Annotated in this window: 22 protein-coding genes; 10 read left to right on the forward strand and 12 right to left on the reverse strand. The window is 71.3% G+C overall.

Going from position 1 to position 21,774, the window contains the following annotated elements:
- From Asi02nite_RS30480 to Asi02nite_RS30495, 4 genes are all read right to left on the reverse strand, one after another.
- Positions 1 to 406: CCDC90 family protein (locus tag Asi02nite_RS30480; RefSeq protein ID WP_239127259.1), on the reverse strand; the 406-nt coding region annotated here is incomplete at its 3' end.
- An 88-nt stretch (positions 407 to 494) separates the two neighbouring features.
- Positions 495 to 1,499, reverse strand: a complete 1,005-nt coding sequence (locus Asi02nite_RS30485) for a glycine betaine ABC transporter substrate-binding protein (protein ID WP_203717454.1) — start codon at positions 1,497 to 1,499, stop codon at positions 495 to 497.
- A gap of 220 nt (positions 1,500 to 1,719) precedes the next feature.
- Positions 1,720 to 2,439, reverse strand: a complete 720-nt coding sequence (locus tag Asi02nite_RS30490) for an ABC transporter permease (protein WP_203717455.1) — start codon at positions 2,437 to 2,439, stop codon at positions 1,720 to 1,722.
- Positions 2,436 to 3,122: an ABC transporter permease gene (locus Asi02nite_RS30495; RefSeq protein WP_203717456.1), complete on the reverse strand. Its 687-nt coding sequence runs from the start codon at positions 3,120 to 3,122 to the stop codon at positions 2,436 to 2,438. Before Asi02nite_RS30495 ends, Asi02nite_RS30490 begins: the two co-directional genes overlap by 4 nt.
- A 2-nt stretch (positions 3,123 to 3,124) precedes the next feature.
- Here Asi02nite_RS30495 and Asi02nite_RS30500 point away from each other — a divergent pair, with 2 nt between their 5' ends.
- On the forward strand, positions 3,125 to 4,138 hold the full coding sequence (locus tag Asi02nite_RS30500; protein WP_203717457.1) for an ABC transporter ATP-binding protein: 1,014 nt from the start codon (positions 3,125 to 3,127) through the stop codon (positions 4,136 to 4,138).
- A gap of 33 nt (positions 4,139 to 4,171) precedes the next feature.
- Here the strand turns inward: Asi02nite_RS30500 and Asi02nite_RS30505 are convergent, their stop codons facing one another.
- The 7 genes from Asi02nite_RS30505 to folP all read right to left on the reverse strand — a co-directional run bounded on the left by Asi02nite_RS30505 (position 4,172) and on the right by folP (position 8,689).
- Complete coding sequence (locus tag Asi02nite_RS30505) at positions 4,172 to 4,666, reverse strand: hypothetical protein (protein WP_203717458.1); 495 nt, start codon at positions 4,664 to 4,666, stop codon at positions 4,172 to 4,174.
- 56 nt (positions 4,667 to 4,722) lie between these two features.
- Positions 4,723 to 5,028, reverse strand: a complete 306-nt coding sequence (locus Asi02nite_RS30510) for a hypothetical protein (protein ID WP_203717459.1) — start codon at positions 5,026 to 5,028, stop codon at positions 4,723 to 4,725.
- 38 nt (positions 5,029 to 5,066) lie between these two features.
- A complete protein-coding gene (locus Asi02nite_RS30515; protein WP_239127264.1) occupies positions 5,067 to 6,353 on the reverse strand; it encodes an ABC transporter permease in 1,287 nt (428 codons plus the stop codon).
- 87 nt (positions 6,354 to 6,440) lie between these two features.
- A complete protein-coding gene (locus Asi02nite_RS30520; protein WP_203717460.1) occupies positions 6,441 to 6,968 on the reverse strand; it encodes a DUF3180 domain-containing protein in 528 nt (175 codons plus the stop codon).
- Positions 6,965 to 7,489 (reverse strand): 2-amino-4-hydroxy-6-hydroxymethyldihydropteridine diphosphokinase, encoded by a 525-nt coding sequence (gene folK / locus Asi02nite_RS30525; RefSeq protein ID WP_203717483.1) that lies wholly within the window; start codon positions 7,487 to 7,489, stop codon positions 6,965 to 6,967. Before folK ends, Asi02nite_RS30520 begins: the two co-directional genes overlap by 4 nt.
- Positions 7,486 to 7,854 (reverse strand): dihydroneopterin aldolase, encoded by a 369-nt coding sequence (gene folB / locus Asi02nite_RS30530; protein ID WP_203717461.1) that lies wholly within the window; start codon positions 7,852 to 7,854, stop codon positions 7,486 to 7,488. Before folB ends, folK begins: the two co-directional genes overlap by 4 nt.
- Positions 7,847 to 8,689: a dihydropteroate synthase gene (folP, locus tag Asi02nite_RS30535; protein WP_444541780.1), complete on the reverse strand. Its 843-nt coding sequence runs from the start codon at positions 8,687 to 8,689 to the stop codon at positions 7,847 to 7,849. The genes folB and folP overlap by 8 nt, the downstream gene beginning before the upstream one ends.
- Before the next feature lie 379 nt (positions 8,690 to 9,068).
- Between folP and Asi02nite_RS30540 the strand changes: the two genes are divergently transcribed.
- The 7 genes from Asi02nite_RS30540 to Asi02nite_RS30570 are packed head-to-tail and all read left to right on the forward strand — an operon-like array spanning position 9,069 to position 17,864.
- Positions 9,069 to 9,386, forward strand: a complete 318-nt coding sequence (locus Asi02nite_RS30540) for a hypothetical protein (RefSeq protein WP_203717463.1) — start codon at positions 9,069 to 9,071, stop codon at positions 9,384 to 9,386.
- A 16-nt stretch (positions 9,387 to 9,402) separates the two neighbouring features.
- Complete coding sequence (locus tag Asi02nite_RS30545; protein WP_203717464.1) at positions 9,403 to 9,765, forward strand: hypothetical protein; 363 nt, start codon at positions 9,403 to 9,405, stop codon at positions 9,763 to 9,765.
- Positions 9,766 to 9,790: 25 nt separating this feature from the next.
- On the forward strand, positions 9,791 to 13,618 hold the full coding sequence (locus tag Asi02nite_RS30550) for an ATP-binding protein (protein ID WP_239127265.1): 3,828 nt from the start codon (positions 9,791 to 9,793) through the stop codon (positions 13,616 to 13,618).
- The gene (locus Asi02nite_RS30555; RefSeq protein WP_203717465.1) at positions 13,619 to 15,523 is read left to right on the forward strand and encodes an MFS transporter; all 1,905 of its coding nucleotides are present in this window, start codon (positions 13,619 to 13,621) and stop codon (positions 15,521 to 15,523) included.
- 4 nt (positions 15,524 to 15,527) lie between these two features.
- The gene (locus tag Asi02nite_RS30560) at positions 15,528 to 16,088 is read left to right on the forward strand and encodes a hypothetical protein (protein ID WP_203717466.1); all 561 of its coding nucleotides are present in this window, start codon (positions 15,528 to 15,530) and stop codon (positions 16,086 to 16,088) included.
- The gene (locus Asi02nite_RS30565) at positions 16,085 to 17,224 is read left to right on the forward strand and encodes a M23 family metallopeptidase (protein WP_239127267.1); all 1,140 of its coding nucleotides are present in this window, start codon (positions 16,085 to 16,087) and stop codon (positions 17,222 to 17,224) included. The genes Asi02nite_RS30560 and Asi02nite_RS30565 overlap by 4 nt, the downstream gene beginning before the upstream one ends.
- A gap of 34 nt (positions 17,225 to 17,258) precedes the next feature.
- Entirely contained in the window at positions 17,259 to 17,864 is a 606-nt protein-coding gene (locus Asi02nite_RS30570) for a hypothetical protein (protein WP_203717467.1), read from the forward strand.
- Here Asi02nite_RS30570 and Asi02nite_RS30575 read toward each other — a convergent pair whose 3' ends face one another.
- Positions 17,865 to 18,293, reverse strand: a complete 429-nt coding sequence (locus Asi02nite_RS30575; protein ID WP_203717468.1) for a hypothetical protein — start codon at positions 18,291 to 18,293, stop codon at positions 17,865 to 17,867.
- Positions 18,294 to 18,521: 228 nt separating this feature from the next.
- On the opposite strand from Asi02nite_RS30575, the gene Asi02nite_RS30580 reads away from it, so the two are divergent.
- Both Asi02nite_RS30580 and Asi02nite_RS30585 read left to right on the forward strand, forming a co-directional pair.
- Positions 18,522 to 20,999 (forward strand): FtsK/SpoIIIE domain-containing protein, encoded by a 2,478-nt coding sequence (locus Asi02nite_RS30580; RefSeq protein ID WP_444541779.1) that lies wholly within the window; start codon positions 18,522 to 18,524, stop codon positions 20,997 to 20,999.
- A complete protein-coding gene (locus tag Asi02nite_RS30585; protein ID WP_203717470.1) occupies positions 20,996 to 21,766 on the forward strand; it encodes a hypothetical protein in 771 nt (256 codons plus the stop codon). Before Asi02nite_RS30580 ends, Asi02nite_RS30585 begins: the two co-directional genes overlap by 4 nt.
- Positions 21,767 to 21,774 lie beyond the last annotated feature (8 nt).

A 21,774-nucleotide genomic window follows, 5' to 3' on the forward strand; every position in this document is an offset into this window, starting at 1 on the left:
CGCCGACGCTGGGCGGTCGGGGCCCTGCGCGCTGGGCGTCGAGCTGGGCACGCATGCCCTCGACGCTCTGCTGGAGCACCTGGATCTTCTCGCCGAGCTGCCGGTGGACGGCCCGCGCGGCGGTGTCGATGTCGCGGCGTACGTCGTTCTGGAGGCCGTCGATCTCGTCGGCGACCATGTCCTCGAGGTCGCCCCGGAGTGCGTCGCTGTCGCCGCGCAGCCCGAGCGAGAGTCCGATCAGGACCACGGCCAGGACGGCCAGCACCGCGGCGATCCGCAGCGGGCCGTTACCGTCGGCTACGAGCAGCAACAGCATGGCGATCGGAGCCAACCCGATGCCGGCCCAGAACAACAGCCGCAGCGGCGAGCGGCCCCGCGACTGCTCGTCGTCGTCGCTCGTCGGCATGGGTCGGAAGCCTACCGAGAGTTCCGCTCCAAGAAAACCGCCCGGGGCCGGCACCCGATGGCGCGGCGCCGGCCCGTGGGCGGTGTGATCAGGTGGTGGCTAGGTCGCCGTCGGAGGACAGGACCAGGCCGACGCTGATCGAGCCGGTGCGCAGGGCGTTCTTGGTCTGCGGGCCACCGGCGTCGAGCGAGTTGAACTTGCCCGCGTTGAAGTTGTAGGTGGCCACGAGACCCTGCTGGCACTTCGGGCGCTGCGGGCACTCGGGCGGGCCACCGAGCACGGTGGCGGAGCCGGAGCACTTCTCCGCGAGCTGTGACAGCGTGGTCACGCCGTATTTCTCGGAGAACGCCTTGGTGACCGCGAACGCGTTCTGGTCCTGCGCGGCCGAGGGCTCACCGAACGTGATGCCCACCTTCTCGCCCAACGGGCGGAGCTGGGACATCGTCTGGTTGATGTCGGGCGAGGACAGCGGCTGCGCGTTGGCGCCGTTGACCTTGCCGTTGAGGAAGTCGAGCGCCGAGGCCGCGTATTCCGGGACGACCTGGATGTCGCCCTTCTCCAGCGCCGGCTCGTAGAGCTCGCGGTTGCCGATCGTCTGGACGGTCACGTTGTAACCGGCCGCCGTCAGCGCGATCTTGTAGAGCTCGCCGAGCGTCGCGTTCTCGCTGAAGTTGGCGGCGCCGACGATGATGTCGCCGCCGGGACCCTTCTCGATGCCCGCGGTCAGGTTGTTGGCGGTCGCGAACTCCTGCGCGGCCACCGCCGAGGTCTTGCGCTCGACGTCGACCGCCCGGTTGAGCTGGATCAGCTTGGGGGTGTCGAGCGACTGGGCGACCTTGTTGGTCGCCGCGACCACCTGCGGGCTGGCCGCCTTGGTGTTGATGGCAGCGACCACGTTGTCACTGTTCTGCAGGTTCTTGTCGTCCTGGAGGACGACGAGTTGGTCGCCGGCCACCGGTGCGCAACCCGCACCCGCGGCGGCGGAAGCGGGTGCTTCGGTGCCGGAGGAACCGGCCTCTCCGCAACCCGCGAGAAGTCCAGCCACGAAGAGGACGCCTGTCGCCCCCATCGCGAGCCGTGAAACTGCGCGCATGTGAATGCCCGCCTTCCGTGTCCCGGCGCGACCCGTCTGGGCCGGCCGCGTGTCCGACGGACGGAGGGACAAAGCTTCCCGTCCGCGATTTCTCACCCAACATGTTGGCAGGAGGGACCGACAAGAATCCGAGGATGTTGTCATCGGATTGTCACTGTCGCGTAGTGATGCCCGTTACGTATCGGAGCGCGCAACCGGATGCTCCGGATAAATCGGACGGTCAGGCGGCCCCGGTCGCGACGGCCTCACGGTCGGCCCGCCGCCGGGCCGGCCGCAGCGGCGCCGGCGTGACGATCCGCTCGAGCAGCGCCAGCACGCCTTCCGCCAGCAGCGCGAGCAGCGCGACCAGCACACCGCCGGCCAGGATCTGCCCGCCGGCGACGGCCGTGCCGAGCCCGAACCCCTCGGCGATGATCTGGCCCAGACCGCCGCCGTTGACGTAGGACGCCAGCGCCGTGGTCGCGACGACCTGCACCGAGGCCGTCCGGAAACCGGCCGCCAGATAGGGCACCGCCAGCGGCAACTCGACCCGGCGCAGGAGTTGGAAACCGGAGAGCCCCATGCCGCGCGCCGCGTCCCGGGTCTCCGCGTCGACCTGGCGCACGCCGGTGTACGCGTTGGCCAGCAGCGGCGGAATCGCGAACACGGCGAGCGCGATGATGGTCGGCGGCTTGCCGAAGCCGATGAACGACAGCGGCAGGATCGTCAGCAGCGCGATCGTCGGGATGGCCAGCGTGAGGTCGGACAGCAGCACGATCACGCCGCCACCGCGCCCGGAGTGGGCGAGCCAGACACCCAGCGGCCAGGCGATCACCAGGCCGATCGCCACCGCGGACGCTGAGATCACCAGGTGTTCGCCCAGGCGGTCCAGGATCCCGCCCGGGTTGGTCCAGTTGAGCGGGTCGTTGAGGTAGGTCCAGGCCGACTGCACGACGTTCATCGGGCTCTCCTGGTCCACGGGGTCAGCACCCGTCCGGTCCCGATCAGGAGCAGATCGAGCACCAGCCCGAGCAGCACGCACAGGATGGCACCGGTGGTGATCTCGGCCTTGAAGAAGTTGTTGCGGAACCCACCGAGGATCAGGTTGCCGAGGCCGCCCTTGCCGATCAGCCCGCCGATCGTGACCAACGCCACGGTCGACACCGTCGCCAGCCGCAGCCCGGTGAGGATGCCCGGCAGCGCCAGCGGCAGGTCCACGCGCAGCAGCCGGCTCCACCGCCCGTACCCCATGCCGGTCGCCGCGTCCTGCACGTCACGCGGCACCTGGTTGAGCCCCGCCAACGTGTTGCGCACGATCAGCAACAGCGCGTAGAGCACGAGGCCGATCAGCACCGACGTCGACTTGGTCGGCCCGACCGCGGGCGCGATGAACGCCAGCAGCGCCAGCGACGGGATGGTGTAGAGCACACCGCTCGTCACCAGGATCGGTCCGCTCAGCGGTCGGTACCAGTACGCGACGACGCCAAGTGGGATCGCGACCACGGCGGCGAGGGCGACGGCTTCCGCCGTCAACGTGACATGCTCGCCAAGAGCGTCAAGGATGGTGCTCGAATTGGTCCGGATGTAGTCCCAGGAGAACCAGGGATTCGGGGCTTCCTGATAGGCCAGGTCGCGGAGGGACATAGGTGGACGCTACCCCGGAGAGCCGAACCGGCGCTCCGACCGATCGCAAGGCGGCGCCGATCGAGCTGCGGGAGGTGCGCAAGCAGTATCCGGACGGCACCGTCGCCGTCGACAAGCTGAGCCTCTCCGTGAACGCCGGCGAACTCGTCGTGCTGATCGGCCCGTCGGGCTGCGGCAAGTCGACCGTGCTCCGCATGATCAACAGGCTGGTCGAGCCGACCGCGGGCCAGATCCTGATCGACGGCGACGACGTCACCCAGGCCGACGCCGTCCAACTGCGGCGCCGCATCGGGTACGTGATCCAGAACGTCGGCCTCTTCCCGCACCAGACGATCCACACCAACGTGGGTACGGTGCCCCGGCTGCTCGGCTGGCCCAAGCAGCGCATCCGGGAGCGGGCCGACGAGCTGCTCGACCTGGTCGGCCTCGACCCCGCGCGCTACGGCAAGCGTTATCCGCACGAGCTTTCCGGCGGCCAGCGCCAGCGGGTCGGCTTCGCGCGGGCACTGGCCGCCGACCCGGTCGTCCTGCTGATGGACGAACCGTTCTCGGCCGTCGACCCGATCGCCCGCTCCGGGCTGCAGCGCGAGTTCCTGCGCCTGCAGGCCGAGGTGCGCAAGACGGTCGTGCTGGTCACCCACGACCTCGACGAGGCCGTCCGGATGGGCGACCGGATCGTGGTGCTCTCGCAGGGCGCCCACCTCGAGCAGTTCAGCACGCCCGCGCGGTTGCTGGGCGAGCCGGCGTCGCCGTTCGTGCGCGAGTTCGTCGGCAGCGACCGCGGCATCCGGCGCCTCGCGGTGCTCCCGGTCACCGAGGAGATGCTGACCCCGGCCGCCGGCGTGCCGGCCGCCGCGGCTCCCCTGCCGTCGGTGGAGCTGGGCGTCTCGCTCTACGACGCGCTGGCCCTGATGCTGGTCCGGAACGCCGACTACGCCGAGGTCAAGGACGGCGACCGGACGGCCGGCGTGATCAGCCGGCACCGCATCCTGAGCATCGACTACCCGGCGGAGTGAGGGACCCGGCCGCACCGGGTCCCTCGACCTCCGTCAGCTGCGGGTGCCGCGCCAGCCGCCGAGCGTGGCCAGGCCGATGATCCAGCCCACGAACAGGCCGTACGTGGCACCCTGGCCGGCGGCGCCGAACGCGTTCAGCAGCGTCGGGTTGTAGCGCACCAGCGCGGTGATCAGGCCGGCGAACGCGCCGGCGAAGACGAACGCGGACCAGCCGGCGAAGAGCTGGCTGACGGTGCCGCGGGCCCGGGCGAGCTGGCTGCCGGGCAGCAGGTAGAGGAAGAGCGCCGTGAGCACCACGACGAGAATCGCGCGCAGGTCGTCGGCGAGCACGTCCTGGAGCCGGTCACTGGAGTCGAAGCGCCATGCGGGGTACGAGAGCAGCCGCAGGAACCAACCACCGGCCGTCTGGTCGGTGTAGTTGTCGTTGACCCAGTCGCGATACCAGGGACTACCGAAGACCAGCACCAGGACCAGGGCAGCGATGGTGCCCGATCCGGTGGCGGACTTGTACCGGTTGGTGAGAGCCATGCCGCCGGTATTTCCCGTTGGTCTCCGTCAATGAAACCTACGGGGGGTATCTGCGGCTATTGTGCCTTTGGCGCGTCGTGCTTGAGCAGATAGTCGATGAACTTGGCCCGCAGCAGCGGCTCCTCGTCGCCGAAGTCGTGCCCCTCGAACTCACGGAACAGCGCGACGGCCTCGTCGACGTAGGAGCCGGCTGAACTGAGCGCGCCGTCCAGGCTCGCCGCGTTTTCCGCGTCGGGCAGGTGCCGCAGCACCGACCAGAAGAAACGCACGTCGAGACGCTCGCGGGCGACGTGGAACGCCCGCTCGCGCAACTCCTCCGTGGACAGCGCGTCCAGGGCGGCGAACTCCGGCGATTCGGTCATGATCCGAGCGTAGCCCGGCGGACCGAATGACGCCCGGGTCAGCGGTCGTTGTTCCAGCGCTCGGTGTCCCAGCCCACCGAGCGGCTCTCGGTCGGTTGCGCGGGCAGCGACGACCAGGAGTCGGCCCGGTCGCCGAGGGTGCTGCCCGAGTTGCCCCGGGGCGTCGTGGTCTGCCAGGCCGTGTCGTCGGTGCCGGCCGACTTGGGCCGTGCGAACGTCTCGACCAGGCGCGTCACCAGCAGGCCCGCGACCACCGCGCCGGCGCCCAGGGCGGCCGTGGTGACCTCTTCCCAGCCGCGCTCGGCGAGGTAGCGCTGCCCGACGACGAGCAGGGCGACCGCCAGGACCGTGCCGAAGATGCCACCCCGGCGGCCGTACGCGCTGGTGCCCCCCAACAGCGCGGCACCGACGGCCAGCGCCGTCCACTCGAGCCCGCTGGTCGGCGCGACCGGACCCTCGGACGCGGCGGCGAGCAGGACACCCGCACCGGCCGCGAGCGGCATCGAGACCGTGATGGCGGCGGCGGTGAGCACGGCGGCCAGCGACCCGCGGCGCCGGGCCGGGTCGGCGACCGGGCGGAACCGGCCGACGGCCCGCCGCACGGACTTGACGGTGCCGAGCAGCGCCGCCACGACCGCGACCACGGCGACGCCGACGAAGAGATAGAGAGCGTGCGGGGTGGGGTCGTAGCCGCCCTGCACGTCGACCGGCCCGGGGCGGCGCTCGATGAACACCAGCGTGCCGGCCGCCGCCGCGAGGCTGGCGGCCCAGCCGGGCACGTGGAAGACCACGACCACGAGGCCGGTCGCCAGGCCCAGCACGAGCGCCGCGACCGTGACCTGGGCGAGCGTCGGCACGATGCCGCGGTCGCCCTGCTCGGCGAAGTGCAGCGCCGCGGCCACCGCGACCGGACCGAGCGCCAGGTTGACGGCCCCGGCCCGCAGGGTCATGCCGGCGCCCGCCGCCAGCAGCCCGAGCGCCGCGGCGCCGACCAGCAGCAACTCCAGGGCGTTGCCCCGTAACGCAGCGGAGTCCTGCTGGACCAGCAGGTAGCCCACCCCGCCGACCGCGAGCAGCAGGACGACCTCCCACACGATGTGGAACGCCATGCGGTCGCGGCCCGGCTCCCCGTGGTGCGGGTCGTCGAACACGTCGTCGAGGACCGCCGCGGGAACGCCCTGCCTGCCCGTGTCCGCCGGCTCGGCGACCCGCAGGTCACCGACGCCGAAGTCGCTGGGCGGGTAGTCGTCGCCGTAGTCGCCGGGCTGGCCCGCGTCGGTGCTGTCGCCCGCGCGGCGCCGGTAGATCGAGTCGTCGTAACCCATCAGGTGCGCCTTCCTACCGTTCGCACGCACCCTAACCGCGCAGTGCCCGGACGTCACCCCCTGTGCTGGGCCACTGCTGACGCGAGGTCAGTGGTGGGTCGACCGGGCGTCGTCGTCCCGGTTCTCGTCCTCGTCGCGCCGCTTGGGCACCCGGCAGGCCCGTTCGAGCAGCAGCGCGGCGACGACCAGGATGATCGATCCGACGGTGCCGCCGATCGCCGCGGGCAGATCACCGCGGGCCGCGTCGGTGTGCTTGAAGAGCAGGAAGATGAGCAGGCCGGCGAAGAAACCGCCGAAGATCGAGCCGACCAGGGACGACGCCTTGGCCAGCACGGCGAACTTGGCGACCGCCAGCGGGTCGACCGGCGGGCGGCCGGGCTTGCGGGCGACCCGGGCCCGGGTGTTGAGCGCCAGATAACCCTCCAGCACCCCCAGCCCCGCCAGCACGGCGGTCGGCGACCAGGGCAGGTCGGGCAGGCTCGCGTAGGTCATGCTGACCAGCAGCCAGGCCAGGGCCGCGGCGACCAGTGCGGCGAGCACCAGCGTCGCCGGCTGGGTCGGGCCCATCCGCGGCCGGTGCGGGCCGTGGCCGCGCGGGGAAGGCTGCTGGCTCATCCCGCCGACTGTATCCGCAGATCCGGTCGTGCACGTACCGCCGCGACGTCGGTCGCCACCGGCTCGGCGCGCAGGAGGTCGGCCAGCCGGCCGTGTCCGGGCAGCTCACCGGCGGGCTCCAGGTCGGCCCACGGGCGCAGGACGAAGGCCCGCAGGTGGGCCCGCGGGTGCGGGAGGGTGAGCTCCGGGTCGGTGCTGAGGACAGGGCCGTCGGCGGCGGTCACGGTGATCACGTCGACGTCCAGGGTGCGCGGGCCGAACCGCCGTTCCGGGTCGCGTACCCGACCCTCGGTGTTCTCGATCTTGTTGGCCCGCCGCAGCCAGTCCCGCGCCGTCGCGGCCTCGTCCTCGACGACGACCACCGCGTTCAGGTAGCTCGGCTGGTCGGGATCGCCCCACGGCGGCGTCTCGTAGACACCGGAGACGGCGACGAGTGCGGGCCGCAGCGCGGCGACCGCGGCCCGCAGGTGGGCCAGCCGGTCGCCCAGGTTGCTGCCGAGCGAGAGCACGGCCCGGGTCAGTGGTCGGCCCTCCCGCGGCGCATCCGCACCGAGACGTCGGCGAACTCGTGCGGGATCGGCGCGTGCGGCTTGTGCACGGTGACCGTGGCCGTCTGGACCCGCTCGTCGTCGAGGCAGACGTCGAGCAGGCGGTCGGCCAGCGTCTCGATCAGGTCCACCGGCTTGCCGGTGATCACCTCGACCAGCCGGCCGGCGAGCACGCCGTAGTCGACCGTCTTCGTCAGGTCGTCGTCGCGGGCCGCCGCACCCAGGTCGAGCTCGAGCACGACGTCGACGAGGAAGTCCTGCCCCTGCGCGCGCTCGGTGGCCAGCACCCCGTGCCGGCCGCGGGCCCGCAGGCCCTTGAGGGTGATCCGGTCAGTCATGCCGCTCCCCAGGTAGCGCCAGGCGCGGGCGTCCACTGGCCCGCCACACCGCGATCGCGTCCGCCGTTTCCCGCACGTCGTGCACGCGGACGCCCCAGGCGCCCGCGGCGACCGCCAGCACGCTGGTCGCCACGGTGGCGGCGGTGCGCTGGTCCACGGGCCGCGGCGTGCCGTCCGGACCGGCCAGGAGCCGGCCGAGGTACGACTTACGGCTGGTGCCGAAGAGCAGCGGGTACCCGAGCGCGATCAGCTCGGGCAGGCGCACGGTCAGCTCCCAGTTGTGCTCGGCCCGCTTGGCGAAGCCCAGCCCGGGGTCGACGACGATGCGGTCCGGGGCGACGCCGCCGGCCAGGGCGTCGTCGACCCGCTGGCTCAGCTCGTCGCGTACCTCTTTGACCACGTCGTCGTAGTTGGCCAGGTCGGCCATCCGGCGGGAGTGCCCGCGCCAGTGCATCAGCACCCAGGGGCAGCCGGCGTCCGCGACGACCTTGGCCATGTCGGGGTCGGCGAGGCCGCCGGAGACGTCGTTGACCACCGTCACGCCGGCCTCCAGCGCGGCCGCGGCGACGCTGGCCCGGGTGGTGTCGATGCTCATCGGCACGCCGTGGGCGGCCAGCTCGCGGATCACCGGGAGGACCCGGGCCGCCTCGGTCTCGGGGTCGACCCGCTCGGCGCCGGGGCGGGTGGATTCGCCGCCGACGTCGACCAGGTGGGCCCCGTCGCGGTGCATGGCGACGCCGTGCGCGACCGCGGCCGCCAGTCCGCCGCCCGCGTCGGTGGAGAAATAACGCCCGCCGTCCGAGAACGAGTCGGGCGTGACGTTCAGGACGCCCATCACCACCGGGTCGGGCGACCGCAGCAGATCGGCCACCCGTAGACCGTACCGAACAGGCCTCATGCCCCTGATCTCGAACTCGTGTGCCACACCAGCCACACGCGTCCCGGTTCGGACCAGCGGGCACAGCGGGGCGGAATCCTCGTAGCTTGTTCGAAGCAGGGCTCGGCCGTACGCTTTGCAATTGCTAATGATTCCGGCGTCAAGACGGAGGAGACGGGCCGAAACCGGGACAAAACACCCGAGTATGAGACACCGTTAGCGGTGAGCGCACAACACCCGGGCCGGCGGACAAGGCGTACGACAGAACGTCACCCGAAGGCCTGACAATCACAGTGCCGCGGCTCCGCCGGCCGTCGGCACCGGGGAGGTTTTTCCGATGATCGCCACTGAGCTCGTCCAGCAGGCGTGGGGCGCATCCGCGCAGGCCGCCTCGGGCGTGCTCGCCCATGTCATCGCGGGTGAGGCAGATCCGAAGGGCATCGACACCCAGGGCATCGTCAGCTTCTTCGCTGGCAAGGTCGCGCCCATCCTGCTCGCGGTCCTAGGCGTGATCTTCATTGGCCGCGCGAGCAAGGGTGAGATCTCGAAGGTTCTGACCAGCTCGGCCATCGCCATCGTCGGCCTCGCGTTCATCGCCGGGGCAGCGACACTGTTCTTCGTCGGTGACTACCTGATCAAGCTGATCTTCGAATAGGCCCGCGGAGCACGAGATGCGGCTGCGCACCGACGACGACATCTACCGGGCTCGCCTGGTCTACCTGGGCCCGCCGGGATACACGCTTCCGGTCCACCTGCCCTATGCGCAATACGGGCTGTTCATCCTGCTCGTGCCGCTCTACATGTTCATCCACTGGCTCTTCACGTTCAACGTCGAGCTCTTCCCGGCCTGGGAGATCGCGCTCGCCATCGTGACGACCTCGTTCATCTTCCGCCACGTCGATCCCGACCGCCCGGCGCGCATGGTGATCCGCACCGCGCTCACCGACTGGCGCCGCACCCGCGAGCCCGCCGTCGAGCAGCGCGACCCACGCCTGATCGCGACCAAGATCCGGATTCGCGAGGAGCTGGTATGACCCGGGAACGGAGCGAGGTCCTCGCATGAACCGACCCGTCCCGCCGGAGTCCCGTCCGGCCGACGCGCAGTCCGGAGACCATGGTCACCGTGCGCGATCAAGCGACTACCCTGAGGCGGATCTTGACGAGGATCGCACCGACAACGAGCTGGTGACGACGCCGGGGCACGGCTCGGTGGCGGTGTTCCAGGCGCCGGGCCCGCCGCGGTCCCGGTCGGGCGACGAGCGGGGGCGGTCCACGCCCGGCGGGCGTCGGCCTTCGCCGCCCGAGGCCGACATCGACTCGCCGTTCCTCGACTTGTTCGGCGGAGGGGCCCCGCCGCAGGGCGGACCGGTCGACGCCGCGGGCGGGCGCCACGCGGCGAACGGCAACGGCGCGGCGGCGGATCCGCAGTTGGCGGCGTTGCCGCCCGGCGCCGAGGCGGGGACGCGATCGACTGACCCGGGCTACGGGTCCGCGGACGCGGCCTATCGGCGCGCCGATCCGGGCCGCCGGACCACCGACCCGGCCCGCCGGGCTGATGAGCCTTCCGGGCGGTCCGTCGAGCCGTTCACCGAGTCGACCGGGCGAGCCACCGAGCTGAACCGCGGGTCCGCCGGGTCGGCGCGGCGGACCGGTGATCCGCACGCCCAGCCGACCGGCCGGACCACCGAGCCGACCCGCAGGGCCGGCGACCCGCACAACGACCCGACCCGTCGGACCGGCGAGCCGTACACCGAGCCGACCGGCCGGACCACCGAGCCATACACCGAGCCGAGCCGCCGGACTGGCGACCCGCACGCCGAGTCCGGCCGCGGTAGCGGCGAGCCGTATGGCGAGCCGACGCGTCGGTCCGCTGAGGCGCAGCGCCGGGGCGGAGGTGAGTCGGCGCGGTTGACCGGGGCTGAGGCCTCCCGCGTCGAGTCGCAGGCGGGCGGTGGGCAGGGCGGGCCGGTCGATCGGCAGCGAATCGTGAGCCGGGCCAACCGGGCGGGGGGTGTGCCTGACCTCCTACCCGAGCCGCGGCCGGAGAATCGGCCCGAGCCGCGCCGGCGGGCTGAGCCGCCAGCTACGAGTCGGTTGGCCGCGCCACAGTCGCAGGCGCGACCGCGGCGGCCCGCCTCCGGCGTACCCCCGCTGCCGTCGGCACCGGAACGCGGCGCGGAGGTCGCGGCGCGTCCGGAGCGCGCGCCCGACGTGCCCGGCGCGCAGTTGCCGATCGTGCGCGAGCCCGCGCAGCCACCCCGCCGGAAGGGCAAGGACAAGCGCGAGCCGGCCCGGAAGCCGGTGATCGTCAAGCCGCCGGCGATCAAGTTCGGCGACCGCGATCCCGCCATCGGCCTGGCCATCACCGAGATCGCCGGGCACCTGACCTTCACGCCCAACACGGTGACGGCCTGGTATTGGCTGCCCGAGGTGCGGTGGGCGTTCCGGCCCGACGCCGAGCGCGAGGCGCTGCTCTCCGCGATCTCCGAGCAGTATGCGGGCCTCGCCGGCTTCCGGCTGCACCTGCGCCGCACCACCCGGCCGTTCCCGGCCGACGAGTGGGCGCGCACAGTCGACGCGCACACCCCGGCGCCGCTGGCCGGTGTGCCGGGCGCGACATCGTGGTCCGACCACCTGGTCGCGGCGCAGCGGCACCTGCTCTCGGTCAACCACGCCGAGGGCCAGACCTATCTCGGCGTGACGTTCGCCCGCCGCTCGCTCGGCAACAGCCTGAGCGAGCGGGTGCTGCGCACGTTCGGCCGCGGTGTGGCCGAGGGTGAGCGGCGCAAGCTGGGCCGCACGGTCGAGCAGTTCGACGAGGTGCTCGGCGCGTTCGGCATGCGCGGCCGCCGCGTCACCCCCGCCGAGCTGGAGTGGCTGGTCTACCGGTCGGTCGCGCTGTGCATGACGCCGCCGACCGCGCTCTCCCCCGTCTCCAACGGCCAGTGGGAGCGCGGCGACCTGCTGGGCCTCACCGAGCAGATCGAGCGCTACCGCACCCCGTACGGCTCGACCGTCAAGCTCGTCAACCGGATGACCGGCGAGGAACGCCACGTCGCGGTGCTCGCCGTCGGCCGGATGGAGCCGCTGGAGATCCCGGAGCGGCACGAGCCGTGGATGCATTTCCACGAGCGGCTGCCGTGGCCGATGGAGCTGTCGTCCCGGGTCGACGTGCTCGGCTCCGGCGACTCGTTCCGCAACCTCGAGCACCGGCTACGGATGATCCGGTCGCAGCAGCTCGACTACGCCGAGCACGGCATCGACGCCCCGCCCGAGCTCGAGCGGCTGGCCAAGCGCGCCCTGGTGATCGGCGACGAGATGACCACGGGGCTGCCGGTCGAGTCGGCCCGGGCCCACGGCTGGCACCGCATCGCGGTCGGCGGCCGTACCCGCGACGAGTGCCTGGAGCGGGCCCGCCGGCTGATCCAGCTCTACTCGCGGGAGCTGCGGGTCACCCTTCAGCACCCCAAGAACCAGGACCGGCTGGCCCGCGAGTTCATCCCGGGCGAGCCGATCGCCAACACCGGCTACATCCGCCGCATGCCGGTCAAGCTGCTGGCCGCGGCCCTGCCCCAGGCGGCGTCGACCGTCGGTGACCGGCGCGGCGACCTGATCGGTCGGACGGCCGGCACCTGCCGCCGCCCGGTCTTCCTCGACCTGCACTTCCCGATGGAGATCCGCGAGCGGTCCGGACTCTCGGTCTTCGTGGCCGAGCCCGGCGGTGGCAAGTCGACGCTGCTGGGCGCGCTGGGCTACCTCGCCGCCCGGCGCGGCGTGCAGGTCACGCTGCTCGACCCGTCGGGCCCGCTGGCGCGGCTGTGCGCGATGCCGGAGCTGCGGCCGTTCTCCCGCGTACTCAATCTGACGGGTTCCGAGGCCGGCACGCTGGCGCCGTACGCGTTGATTCCCACGCCCTTGCGCACCGAGTTCTCGCTGGGTGCGCCGGGCGACCGGGAGTACGAGATCGCGGTGTCCAACTCTCGGGCCGAGCGCCGGATGCTGGTGCAGGACATCTGCCAGATGCTGGTGCCGCCGCAGGTCGCGCGGCAGGCGTCCACGGCCACGCTGCTGCGGCACGCGGTGCGCCAGGTCCCGGCCGAGGAGACGTCGACGCTCGACGACGTGGTGGCGTGCCTGGCCGGGATGGACGACGACGACGGCAAGGAACTGGCCAACCTGCTGCTCGACACGGCCGAGATGCCGCTGGCCCTGCTCTTCTTCGGCCGCCCCCCGGAGCACCTGCTCGGCGCCGACGCGGCGCTGACGGTGATCACGATGGCCGGCCTGAGGTTGCCGGACCTGAAGATCGAACGGGAGTACTGGTCGGCGGAGGAGGCGCTCGCGCTGCCGATGCTGCACACGGCCCACCGCCTGGCGGTCCGCCGCTGCTACGGCGGCTCGATGTCGTCCCGCAAGATGGTCGGCCTGGACGAGGCCCACTTCATGGAGGGCTGGCGCTCGGGCCGCTCGTTCCTGGTGCGCCTGGCCCGCGACTCCCGCAAATGGAACCTGGCGGCGCTGGTGGCGTCACAGAACCCCCGGGACATCCTGGGCCTGGACGTACAGAACCTGGTGTCGACGGTCTTCGTGGGCCGCATCGCGGAGGATCAGGAGATCGCGTCGGAGGCACTGCGCCTCCTACGCGTCCCGGTCAACGACGGCTACGAGGCAACACTGGCGTCGCTCTCCAACGTGGACACGTCCTCGGCGACCCGCCTGGGCTTCCGCGAATTCGTCATGCGCGACGTCGACGGCCGGGTCCAGAAGATCCGGGTGGACGTCTCGTACGTGCAAGGCCTCCTGGACCACCTGGACACAACCCCAGCAGCGGCGGCGAACACCCCCTCCATCCTCCCGCCGCCACCCCTCGCCGACCTGGAGGAGTAGATGGCTCGCCCGCGAGCACGGTTAGCCTCTCTGGTCCTAACCCTCCTGGTGGCGGCCGTGGCCACCATCAGCTGGCCGGCCCTGGGCGCCACCGCGTCCCCGGTCCCGACGAAAGCTCCCGGCGATGTCTGCACGATCGCTGAATGGGAAACAAGCTTCCGCGCCTGCGTGGCAAAGCTCCCGGAAGTGGGCGCAAATCGGCTGACGTGTCTGAACGCGCCGAACCCCGGCAACCCGGACTCGGGGTTGGCAGGGTGGTTCGCGGGACGACCCGAGGGAGTGCCACGCTCCGGCGTCGCGGGCATCTACACCGACTACGGTTACGCCGGTTACAGCTACTCCACTTACGACATCGAAGGTGGCTGCGCCTCTACGGTGCTCCATCCGGACTATCGCTTCCTGACGACGGTCGCAAACGGCGAATTCATGATCGCAACGGCGGTCGTCGGCGCGTCCAACGCCGTGCGCGAACGCGCTTGGGATCCGAAGTCGATGTGGGGGTGGGCGGACCCGCTGGTCGACCAAGCGACGAAGGCCGTCTACACGAAGGTATTCACCGTCTTCGGTGGGATCACGCTCGCGGTCGTTGGCCTGTATCTCCTGTGGCGCTCTCGTCAATCCGACATGAGCAACGCGATGACCACCACCGGTTGGGCATTGCTGATCATGGTCGCGGTGACGGCGCTCGCCGCTTGGCCCGTGAAATCTGCCAACGTCGCGGACAGCACGCTCGTAAGCGCGCTGGGGGTCGTGCATGACGCCGTCGGCCCACGCCCAGACAACATCGATCCCTGCGTCTTGGGTGACCCAGCGGCGTGTAAGGACAGTCGGCCGCCGGCCGTACGGGCCAGCGACACCGTCACCGAGACGATGTTGTACCGCAACTGGCTCCGTGGCGTTCTCGGATCGGCAGACAGCGAGACCGCCAAGAAATACGGCATGGCGCTATATGACGCCAAATCATTGCGGTGGGACGAAGCTGAGCGGATCCGGCAGAATCCCGATACCCGCGCCCAGACGATCGCGTTCAAGCAAACACAATGGATGAAGGTCGCGGAACGAATCAAGGCGGAGGACCCGGAGGCTTACGAATACCTCCAAGGCAAACGGGACATGGATCGAGTCGGTGCCGGCTTCATCGCGCTTCTGGCCGCCGTCCTGTTCGCCCTCTTCGACCTCACCGCCTCGTTGCTCGTCCTCCTCGGATTCCTCATCTTCCGGTGGGCCGTGATCGCCGCACCGATCCTCGGCACGATCGGCATGATGCGGCCAGCGAGCGCGGGCATTCGTCGGCTCGCCAACGCCGTTGTCGCGGCGGTCTTCAATATCGCCATCTTCGGGACCGGCGCTGCGATCTATCTGTTCGCTGTCGATCTCGTTATGAACACGCCCACCCTTCCTGGCTGGCTTCAGGTCGTTCTGGTGTGGCTCACCGGCGTTGTCGGCTGGCTACTGCTCCGGCCGTACCGACGCATTACTCAGCTCGGCGGTAAGGACAACACGGCCGCCATCAGCTCGGCCGGCTCGTGGCACCGACGGTTCTTCCGCGACATGCGGGAGGCTGCCAAGCTCGACGTCGCCGAGCCGGGCGGCACTGCCGAGCCACGGTTCGGCAAGGGCCGCGGTGTCGTAGCCGAGCAGACCTCGCTCAGGCCTGAAGCCCGACTGGAAGACCCGAGTCACGGCGCACCTACCGGAAGCGAGCGGACCCGACCGGAGGAGCGACCAGACGGCCCTACGCCCGCGGCCGAGCGCGCGCCCGCGAGGTCGGGCCGTCGCGAGCCGGCTCGATGGGTCGAACCCGACGTGCCACAGGGCGCGCCCGCGAGCTACGCGATATATCGGCCGGATTCGCCCCAGGACGTGCCGACCACACCGCCACGAGTCCGCTCCGAGGCGAGGTGACACCGTGCGGCGGGTACTTTCACTCCTCGGTACCTCGGTTCTCCGCTCGCGAGTAGGCATTGCCGTGGCCCTCGCCATCGTCGTGTTCGCCGTCGTCGGTGTCGCCCGCGCGATGTCCGGCCCCGATGACAGATCGACCGGAAGCGCCCAACCGTTCGAGACGTCGACGCCTCCCGAGTCCTCCGGTTCGATCGAAGGCGACGACGGCGTCGTCGAGCCGACAGCCGCTACCCTCGACCCTGGGCCTAGCCTGAGCCCGGGCGCCCGACAGCCGGCGGCGGTAGCTGAAACCTTCGCAAAGGCCTGGCTCAATCGCACAGCGAAGGCAGACGCATGGCATGCGGCTTTGGCGGCCCACGCGACTGCGACTCTCGAAACAAAGCTGGAGGGCGTTGATCCGGTAGTTGTCCCGGCTGAGCGGCTGACCGGCCAGGCAACTGTCGTTCCTCAGGGCACTGGCCTGGCCGAAGTCTCATTTCCCGTGGACTCGGGGATTCTCGTACTCCGACTGGTCGTCGAGAAGGGCCGGTGGCTGGTGGACGGTGTTGACTGGGAGCGCGGATGACCTTGACCGGGGACCTGGATGGCGCGGCCCGGCGACGCCGTCCGCGCAGGGTCGTCCTGCTTGTGGCCCTCACCGCGACCCTCTCGCTGCTCTGCTGTGCGGGCGGGACGGCAGCTTTCTTCCTCGACGGGCTGAGCAACGACGACCAAGCACTCTCAACCTATGGCTGTGGCGCCGGCGGGCCGCTGCCCGCCAACGGTGACATGCCAAGCCTCTCGGGCTACAGCGCAGCGCAGCTCCGCAACGCCTCGACCATCATCAACGTTGGCGCGGAGTTGAAGGTGCCGCCAAAGGGCTGGGTGATTGCCGTGGCGACAGCGATGCAGGAGTCGTCGTTGACCAACCACGGCTATCTAGGCGCCAGGAACGACCACGACTCACTCGGCTTGTTCCAGCAGCGGCCCAGCCAGGGGTGGGGCAGCCCGAAGCAGGTGCAGGACCCCGCCTACGCGAGCCGTAAGTTCTACGAGAAACTGGTCAAGGTTCGTGGGTGGGAACGAATGTCGCTGACCGATGCGGCGCAACGGGTGCAGCGCAGTGCTTTTCCCGACGCCTATGCGAAACACGAACCGGACGCAGCGCAGATCGTCAATTTGCTGGCCGATGGCGCTGCCCGGGCAGCCGGGGCCAACGCCGCCCTGGCGTGTGCGGCGATGGGAGAGGTGGCGGCGTCCGGATGGACCGCCCCGGTGAAGGCTGGGCTGGTCTCCGGTTTCCGCACCGCCTCACGGCCCGACCACCAAGGCGTCGACCTAGGTGCCGCGCGTGGTGACGACATCCTCGCCGCAGCTGCAGGCACTGTGATCGTGTCCCGCTGCGACAACGACCCTTTCCCCCCGTTCCGATGCGACCGAGACGGCTCACCATCAACACCCGGTTGTGGGTGGTATGTCGACATCAAGCACGCCGATGAGGTGATCACCCGCTACTGCCACATGCTGTATCGCCCCAAGGTGCAGGTGGGTCAGACCGTCGCCGCGGGTCAGCCGATCGGCATCGTCGGCACGAGCGGCCACTCGTCGGGTCCGCACCTACACTTTGAGGTGCACTTGAACGGAGATCGTGGCTCCTCCGGAGCGACGAACCCCATGGCGTGGATGCGGGAGAAGGGTGCGCCGCTAGGCACCGGCACCTAAAGCCGGCTTGTGGCGGCGGGATCGGAGACGACGGATGAGCCGCGAGCCGATGCCGGACCCTTTTGCCGGTCAACCCGATTGGGCACCCCGACCACCCCGACCACTGGTGCCGGTGGCGGCCGCGAGCGTCGAAGACCTCAGGGGGCGACGCCTCATCGTTGGGTTCCCGGGTGCCGGCTGGCGTGGCGATCTCCGGGCCGACGACCGCATCGTCCAGGGCAGTCGCACGTACGTGCCGGCAATACCGGAGCAGGAGTGGTACCGCGCGGAATCCGAGCAGATCGAGGTCTTCGCACCACTGGTGCCGGTCGAGCGAGTCTGGGTCGAGACACTCGGCCGCGCCGAGACGACTGCCACCGCGCACCGCGACGTCATATCTCGGCTGGTCTCGTTGGACGCCCCCGCCACGCGCGTGCCGTTACCTGCTGTTGATGGTGACGCTATTTCAGGACGGCGCATCATCCAGGTCGTTGACGGAGTCGAACGGCGCGACCTGCGTGCAGTAACGGAAGTCCACACCAACGCGGACGGTGACATCTGCGTACGCCTCGCCACGGAACTTGAGTGGTACCGGTGGGCCTGGAGCGGACAGGCCCCCAAGACTCTTGAGGTTCCGGTGCACCTGCTCTGGATCGAGTGATCAGCTGACCGGTTGAGCGCCGCAGACCTTCCAACCGCCGTCGTCGATGACGCGCATTTGCCAGTCCTGGGTGGACCGCTCGGCCCCCTGAATGGTTCGGGTCAGCTCAAACGAAACGAGCCGATCGTTGTCGGCGTTGGTAACGGTCAACGGTCCCCAGGACACGAAGATCGTGATCCCGAAGCCCTCCTCGCGCCGCTGGACATCGGCACGAAATGCGCGTATGGGCTCAAGCTCACTGTCTTGTGAGCATTCGAGCGACTCTGCTCGAACCTCGTTGCGTTCTTGCAGCAGCGCTCGCAAGTAGTTGTCGACGATCACGTCCGGTTCGCCGCGGTCGATGGCGGTGGCTTCGTCGTAGAGGTTTATGCCTACGCCTACTCCGCCCAGGCAGAGGAGGGCGACGACGCCTGCCAGGACCATCGTCAACAGGCGGAGCGGGCGGACCGTTCGCTCGGGCGGGGTCGTGCTTGCGGGGGATACGGCGGCCACATGCCGAGGTTAGCCCGGCGGCGCGCGGTGGGGAGCGTGGGACATTCTGGCGCGCTGCTATACCGTCACCCGTGGGAGGTGAGCGTTGTGTCGAGGGCGCAGGCGCGAGCCTTGGAGGCCGCCGCGTTGCATCGGCAGGCGGCTGCCGTTATCGATGCCGCTGAGGTGGCTATCGGCGTCGTCCGGCCGCCCGTCGTCGACGAGCGCGCCCAGCACGAGCTCGCCGAGCGGCTGCGGGCCGCCGCCCAGGTGCTCACGCCCGGGTGGCTCGGCGGGCACCTCGACGCCCGGTTCGAGGACACCCCGCTCGGCGGCCAGCGGCTCCCCGCGTTCGTGCGGATCGGGACCGCGCAACCCCTCGACGACGCCCGGTTCCCCGCCATCGTCCCGCTCCTCGGCAGCGGGCATCTGACCGTCGACGCCGACGCCCGGGATCCGCGGGTGGCCGGGCTGATCCGGGGGGTGTTGCTCAGGCTCCTCGCCGCCGCGCCGGCTGGGTCGTTGCTCGTGCGGGCCGTGGACGCCGCCGGTGCCGGGCTCGTGTTCGCGCCGTTCGCCGGTCTCGCCGATGCCGGGCTCATGCCGCCGCCGGCCACCGACCGGACAGCCCTGCGCGCCGTGCTCGCCGAAGCCGAGCAGTGGGTCCGCCCCGCCCGGCCCAACGCCGTCCGGCACAACCGGCGCGAACGTACCCTCCTCGTCGTCATCGCCAGTCTGCCCGAGCTGACCGAGGCCGCCGACCTCGCCCGGATCATCGCGCTCGCGCAGGCCGGGCCCGACGCCGGGCTGCACCTCGTCGTGGCCGGCTGGCCCCCGCCGCCGCTCACGCTCGAGACCACCCAGCAGCCGCTGCCGCTCGCCACCCGAATCGCCCTGCGCAACCCGTACGCGCTGGTCAGTGACCCGCCCGGCGCGACCTTCGCGACGCCGCCGCACAACGGGCTCAACGCGCCCGTGTTCCTCGACGACGATCCGCCGCCGCACCTCTTCGAGCGGGTCTGCGCCGAGCTCGGCGCCCGGTTCGCCGCCAGCGCCCGGCTCGCGCTCGCCGACGTGCTGCCCGACGAGACCTGGGACGACGACTCCGCCGCCGGGCTGGCGACCGTGGTCGGCCACGACGGTGATCGGCCGGTCACCCTGCAGTTCAACGACCTCACTCCACACTGGATGATCGGTGGTCGGTCCGGCGCCGGCAAGACCGCCTTCCTCATCAACGTGTTGTACGGCCTGGCCACCCGCTACAGCCCCGACGAGATGACGCTCTACCTGCTCGACTTCAAAGAGGGCATCTCGTTCGCCGAGTTCGTGCCGACCGAGCGCGACCGCAGCTGGCTGCCGCACGCCCGCGCCGTCGGCGTCGAGTCCGACCGGGAGTACGGCCTGGCCGTGCTCCGCGAACTCGACGCCGAGATGACCCGCCGCTCCGTCGCCTACAAACGGGCCGGCGTCACCCGGTTCACCGACCTGCGCGAGACCCAGCCGCTGCCCCGGATCGTCTGCGTGATCGACGAGTTCCAGGTGCTGCTGGCCGGCACCGACAGCGCCGCCACCGAAGCCGTCGCGCTGCTCGAGTCGCTGGCGCGCAAAGGCCGCTCGTACGGCATCCATCTGGTCCTCGCCAGCCAGACCGTGCTCGGCGTCGAGGCGCTCTACACCAAGCGCGACTCGATTTTCGGCCAGTTCCCGGTCCGGGTAGCGCTTCCCGGCGGCGGCGACGTCCTCGAGCCGACCAACGACGCGGCCGCGGGCCTCCCGCTCGGTGCCGCCGTCGTCAACACCGCCGGCGGCCTCGGCGGCCCGCGCGGCGCGACCCGCGGCCACGAGCGCGTCATCCGCTTCCCGGACCCGCACGCCGACCGCTCCGCCCTGGTCAAGCTGCGCCACGCGCTCTGGGAACGCCGGGCGACCGACGCGCAGTCGCCGAAGGTCTTCGCCGGGTACGCGCACCAGCACCTCAACGACGACCCGACCTACCGCGCGGCGCTCGCCGGCCGGGCCACCCGCCCCGCCGCGCTGGTCGGCCGCCACATCGACGTGCCGCTCAGCACGGCGACGTTCCCGCTCGACACCGCGCCCGGACGGCACCTCGCGGTGATCGGGCCGAGCGCCGCCGGCGCCGGGGTGCTGGACGCGGCGGCCCGGGCCGTCGCCGCGCACCACGCCCCGCGTACCGCCCGGTTCGTGATCTCGTCGCTTGTCGCTGAGGGTGATGAAATCGCCCAGCAGCTCGCCCGTGACCTGGCCGAACGCCAGGACGTCGAGATCGTCACCGCAAACGGGCTCGCGGACGCGCTGACGATCGACCACCCTGGCTACATGGTGGTGTTCGGCATGGACGCGATGGCCGGGGGCGCGCTGCCGCCCGACCGGCTGCGGCTCGTGCTGCGCACCGGTCCCGGCCGCGGCGTGCACCTGCTGTCGTGGTGGCGCGGCCTGCGCAGGTTCACCGACGAGGTCGGCCCGGCCGCCCGCGAGGACGTCGCCGGCCTGGTCTTCCTCAACGTCCCGGCGTCCGACGTGAGCCTGCTGCTCAGCCGCCCCGTCGACTGGCAGCCGCGGGACAACCGGGCATTGCTGCACGACCGGCACACCGACCGCACGTCGGTGATCGTGCCGTTCGCCCGCCCCGAGGCCGACCGATGACCACCGACCAGCCGATCAACGGCGCGCTGCCCGACCAGCACTCCCCGCTGCCGGTCCCGCATCAGCGCCACGACCACGGCGCCGGGCAGCCGCAACGGCGCGACGACACCGATCCCGCCACCGCCTGGGCCGAATACCGCGCCGCCGCCCAGCAACTCGACGCCGTCCGGCGCGGGGCGGCCACCGCGGCCGGCGAGCAGGCGCAGACCGTACGGGCGGCTCGCGAGGAACTGACCTCGGTCCGCGCCCGGCTCGTGCCGCAACAGGCGCGGCTGCGCGAGGCCGGCGTCCTCGATACCGATCTGCGCCCGACCCCCGCCGACGCCGACCTGGCCGGGCGCGCGGTGACGGGCGGTCCGGGCGCCGTCCTGTCCGCGTTGCACCAGGCCCGCTCCACCGCCGACCGCGCCGACGCCGCGCTGCTCGGGGTGCCCGGCGCCGCGCTACCCAAGCCACCGACGCGCCTGCCGACCCGCACCTGGCTGCGCAACATGCTCGTATACGGCCCGTTCGCCGCCGCGGTGCTCGTGGTGCAGATCGCCCTGCTGCTGACCGCCGACGGCACCGCGATGACCAAATACTCGTTCGGCTGCGGCCTGTTCCTGCCGCTCGCCGCGCTCGCGTTCGCCTGGGCCACGATCGGCGCGGCGTTCCCGGCGCCGGCCGGCGGCAAGGTCGACCGCACCCTGCCGATCGGCGCCGCGGTCTGCCTCGCACCCGTCCTCGTCCTCGTCATCGGCCAGGCGGTCCTGGCCATCACCGGTTAGGTGGCCGC

It is taken from the genome of Asanoa siamensis (assembly GCF_016862555.1).
In the GTDB taxonomy this organism is placed as follows: Bacteria; Actinomycetota; Actinomycetes; order Mycobacteriales; family Micromonosporaceae; genus Asanoa; species Asanoa siamensis.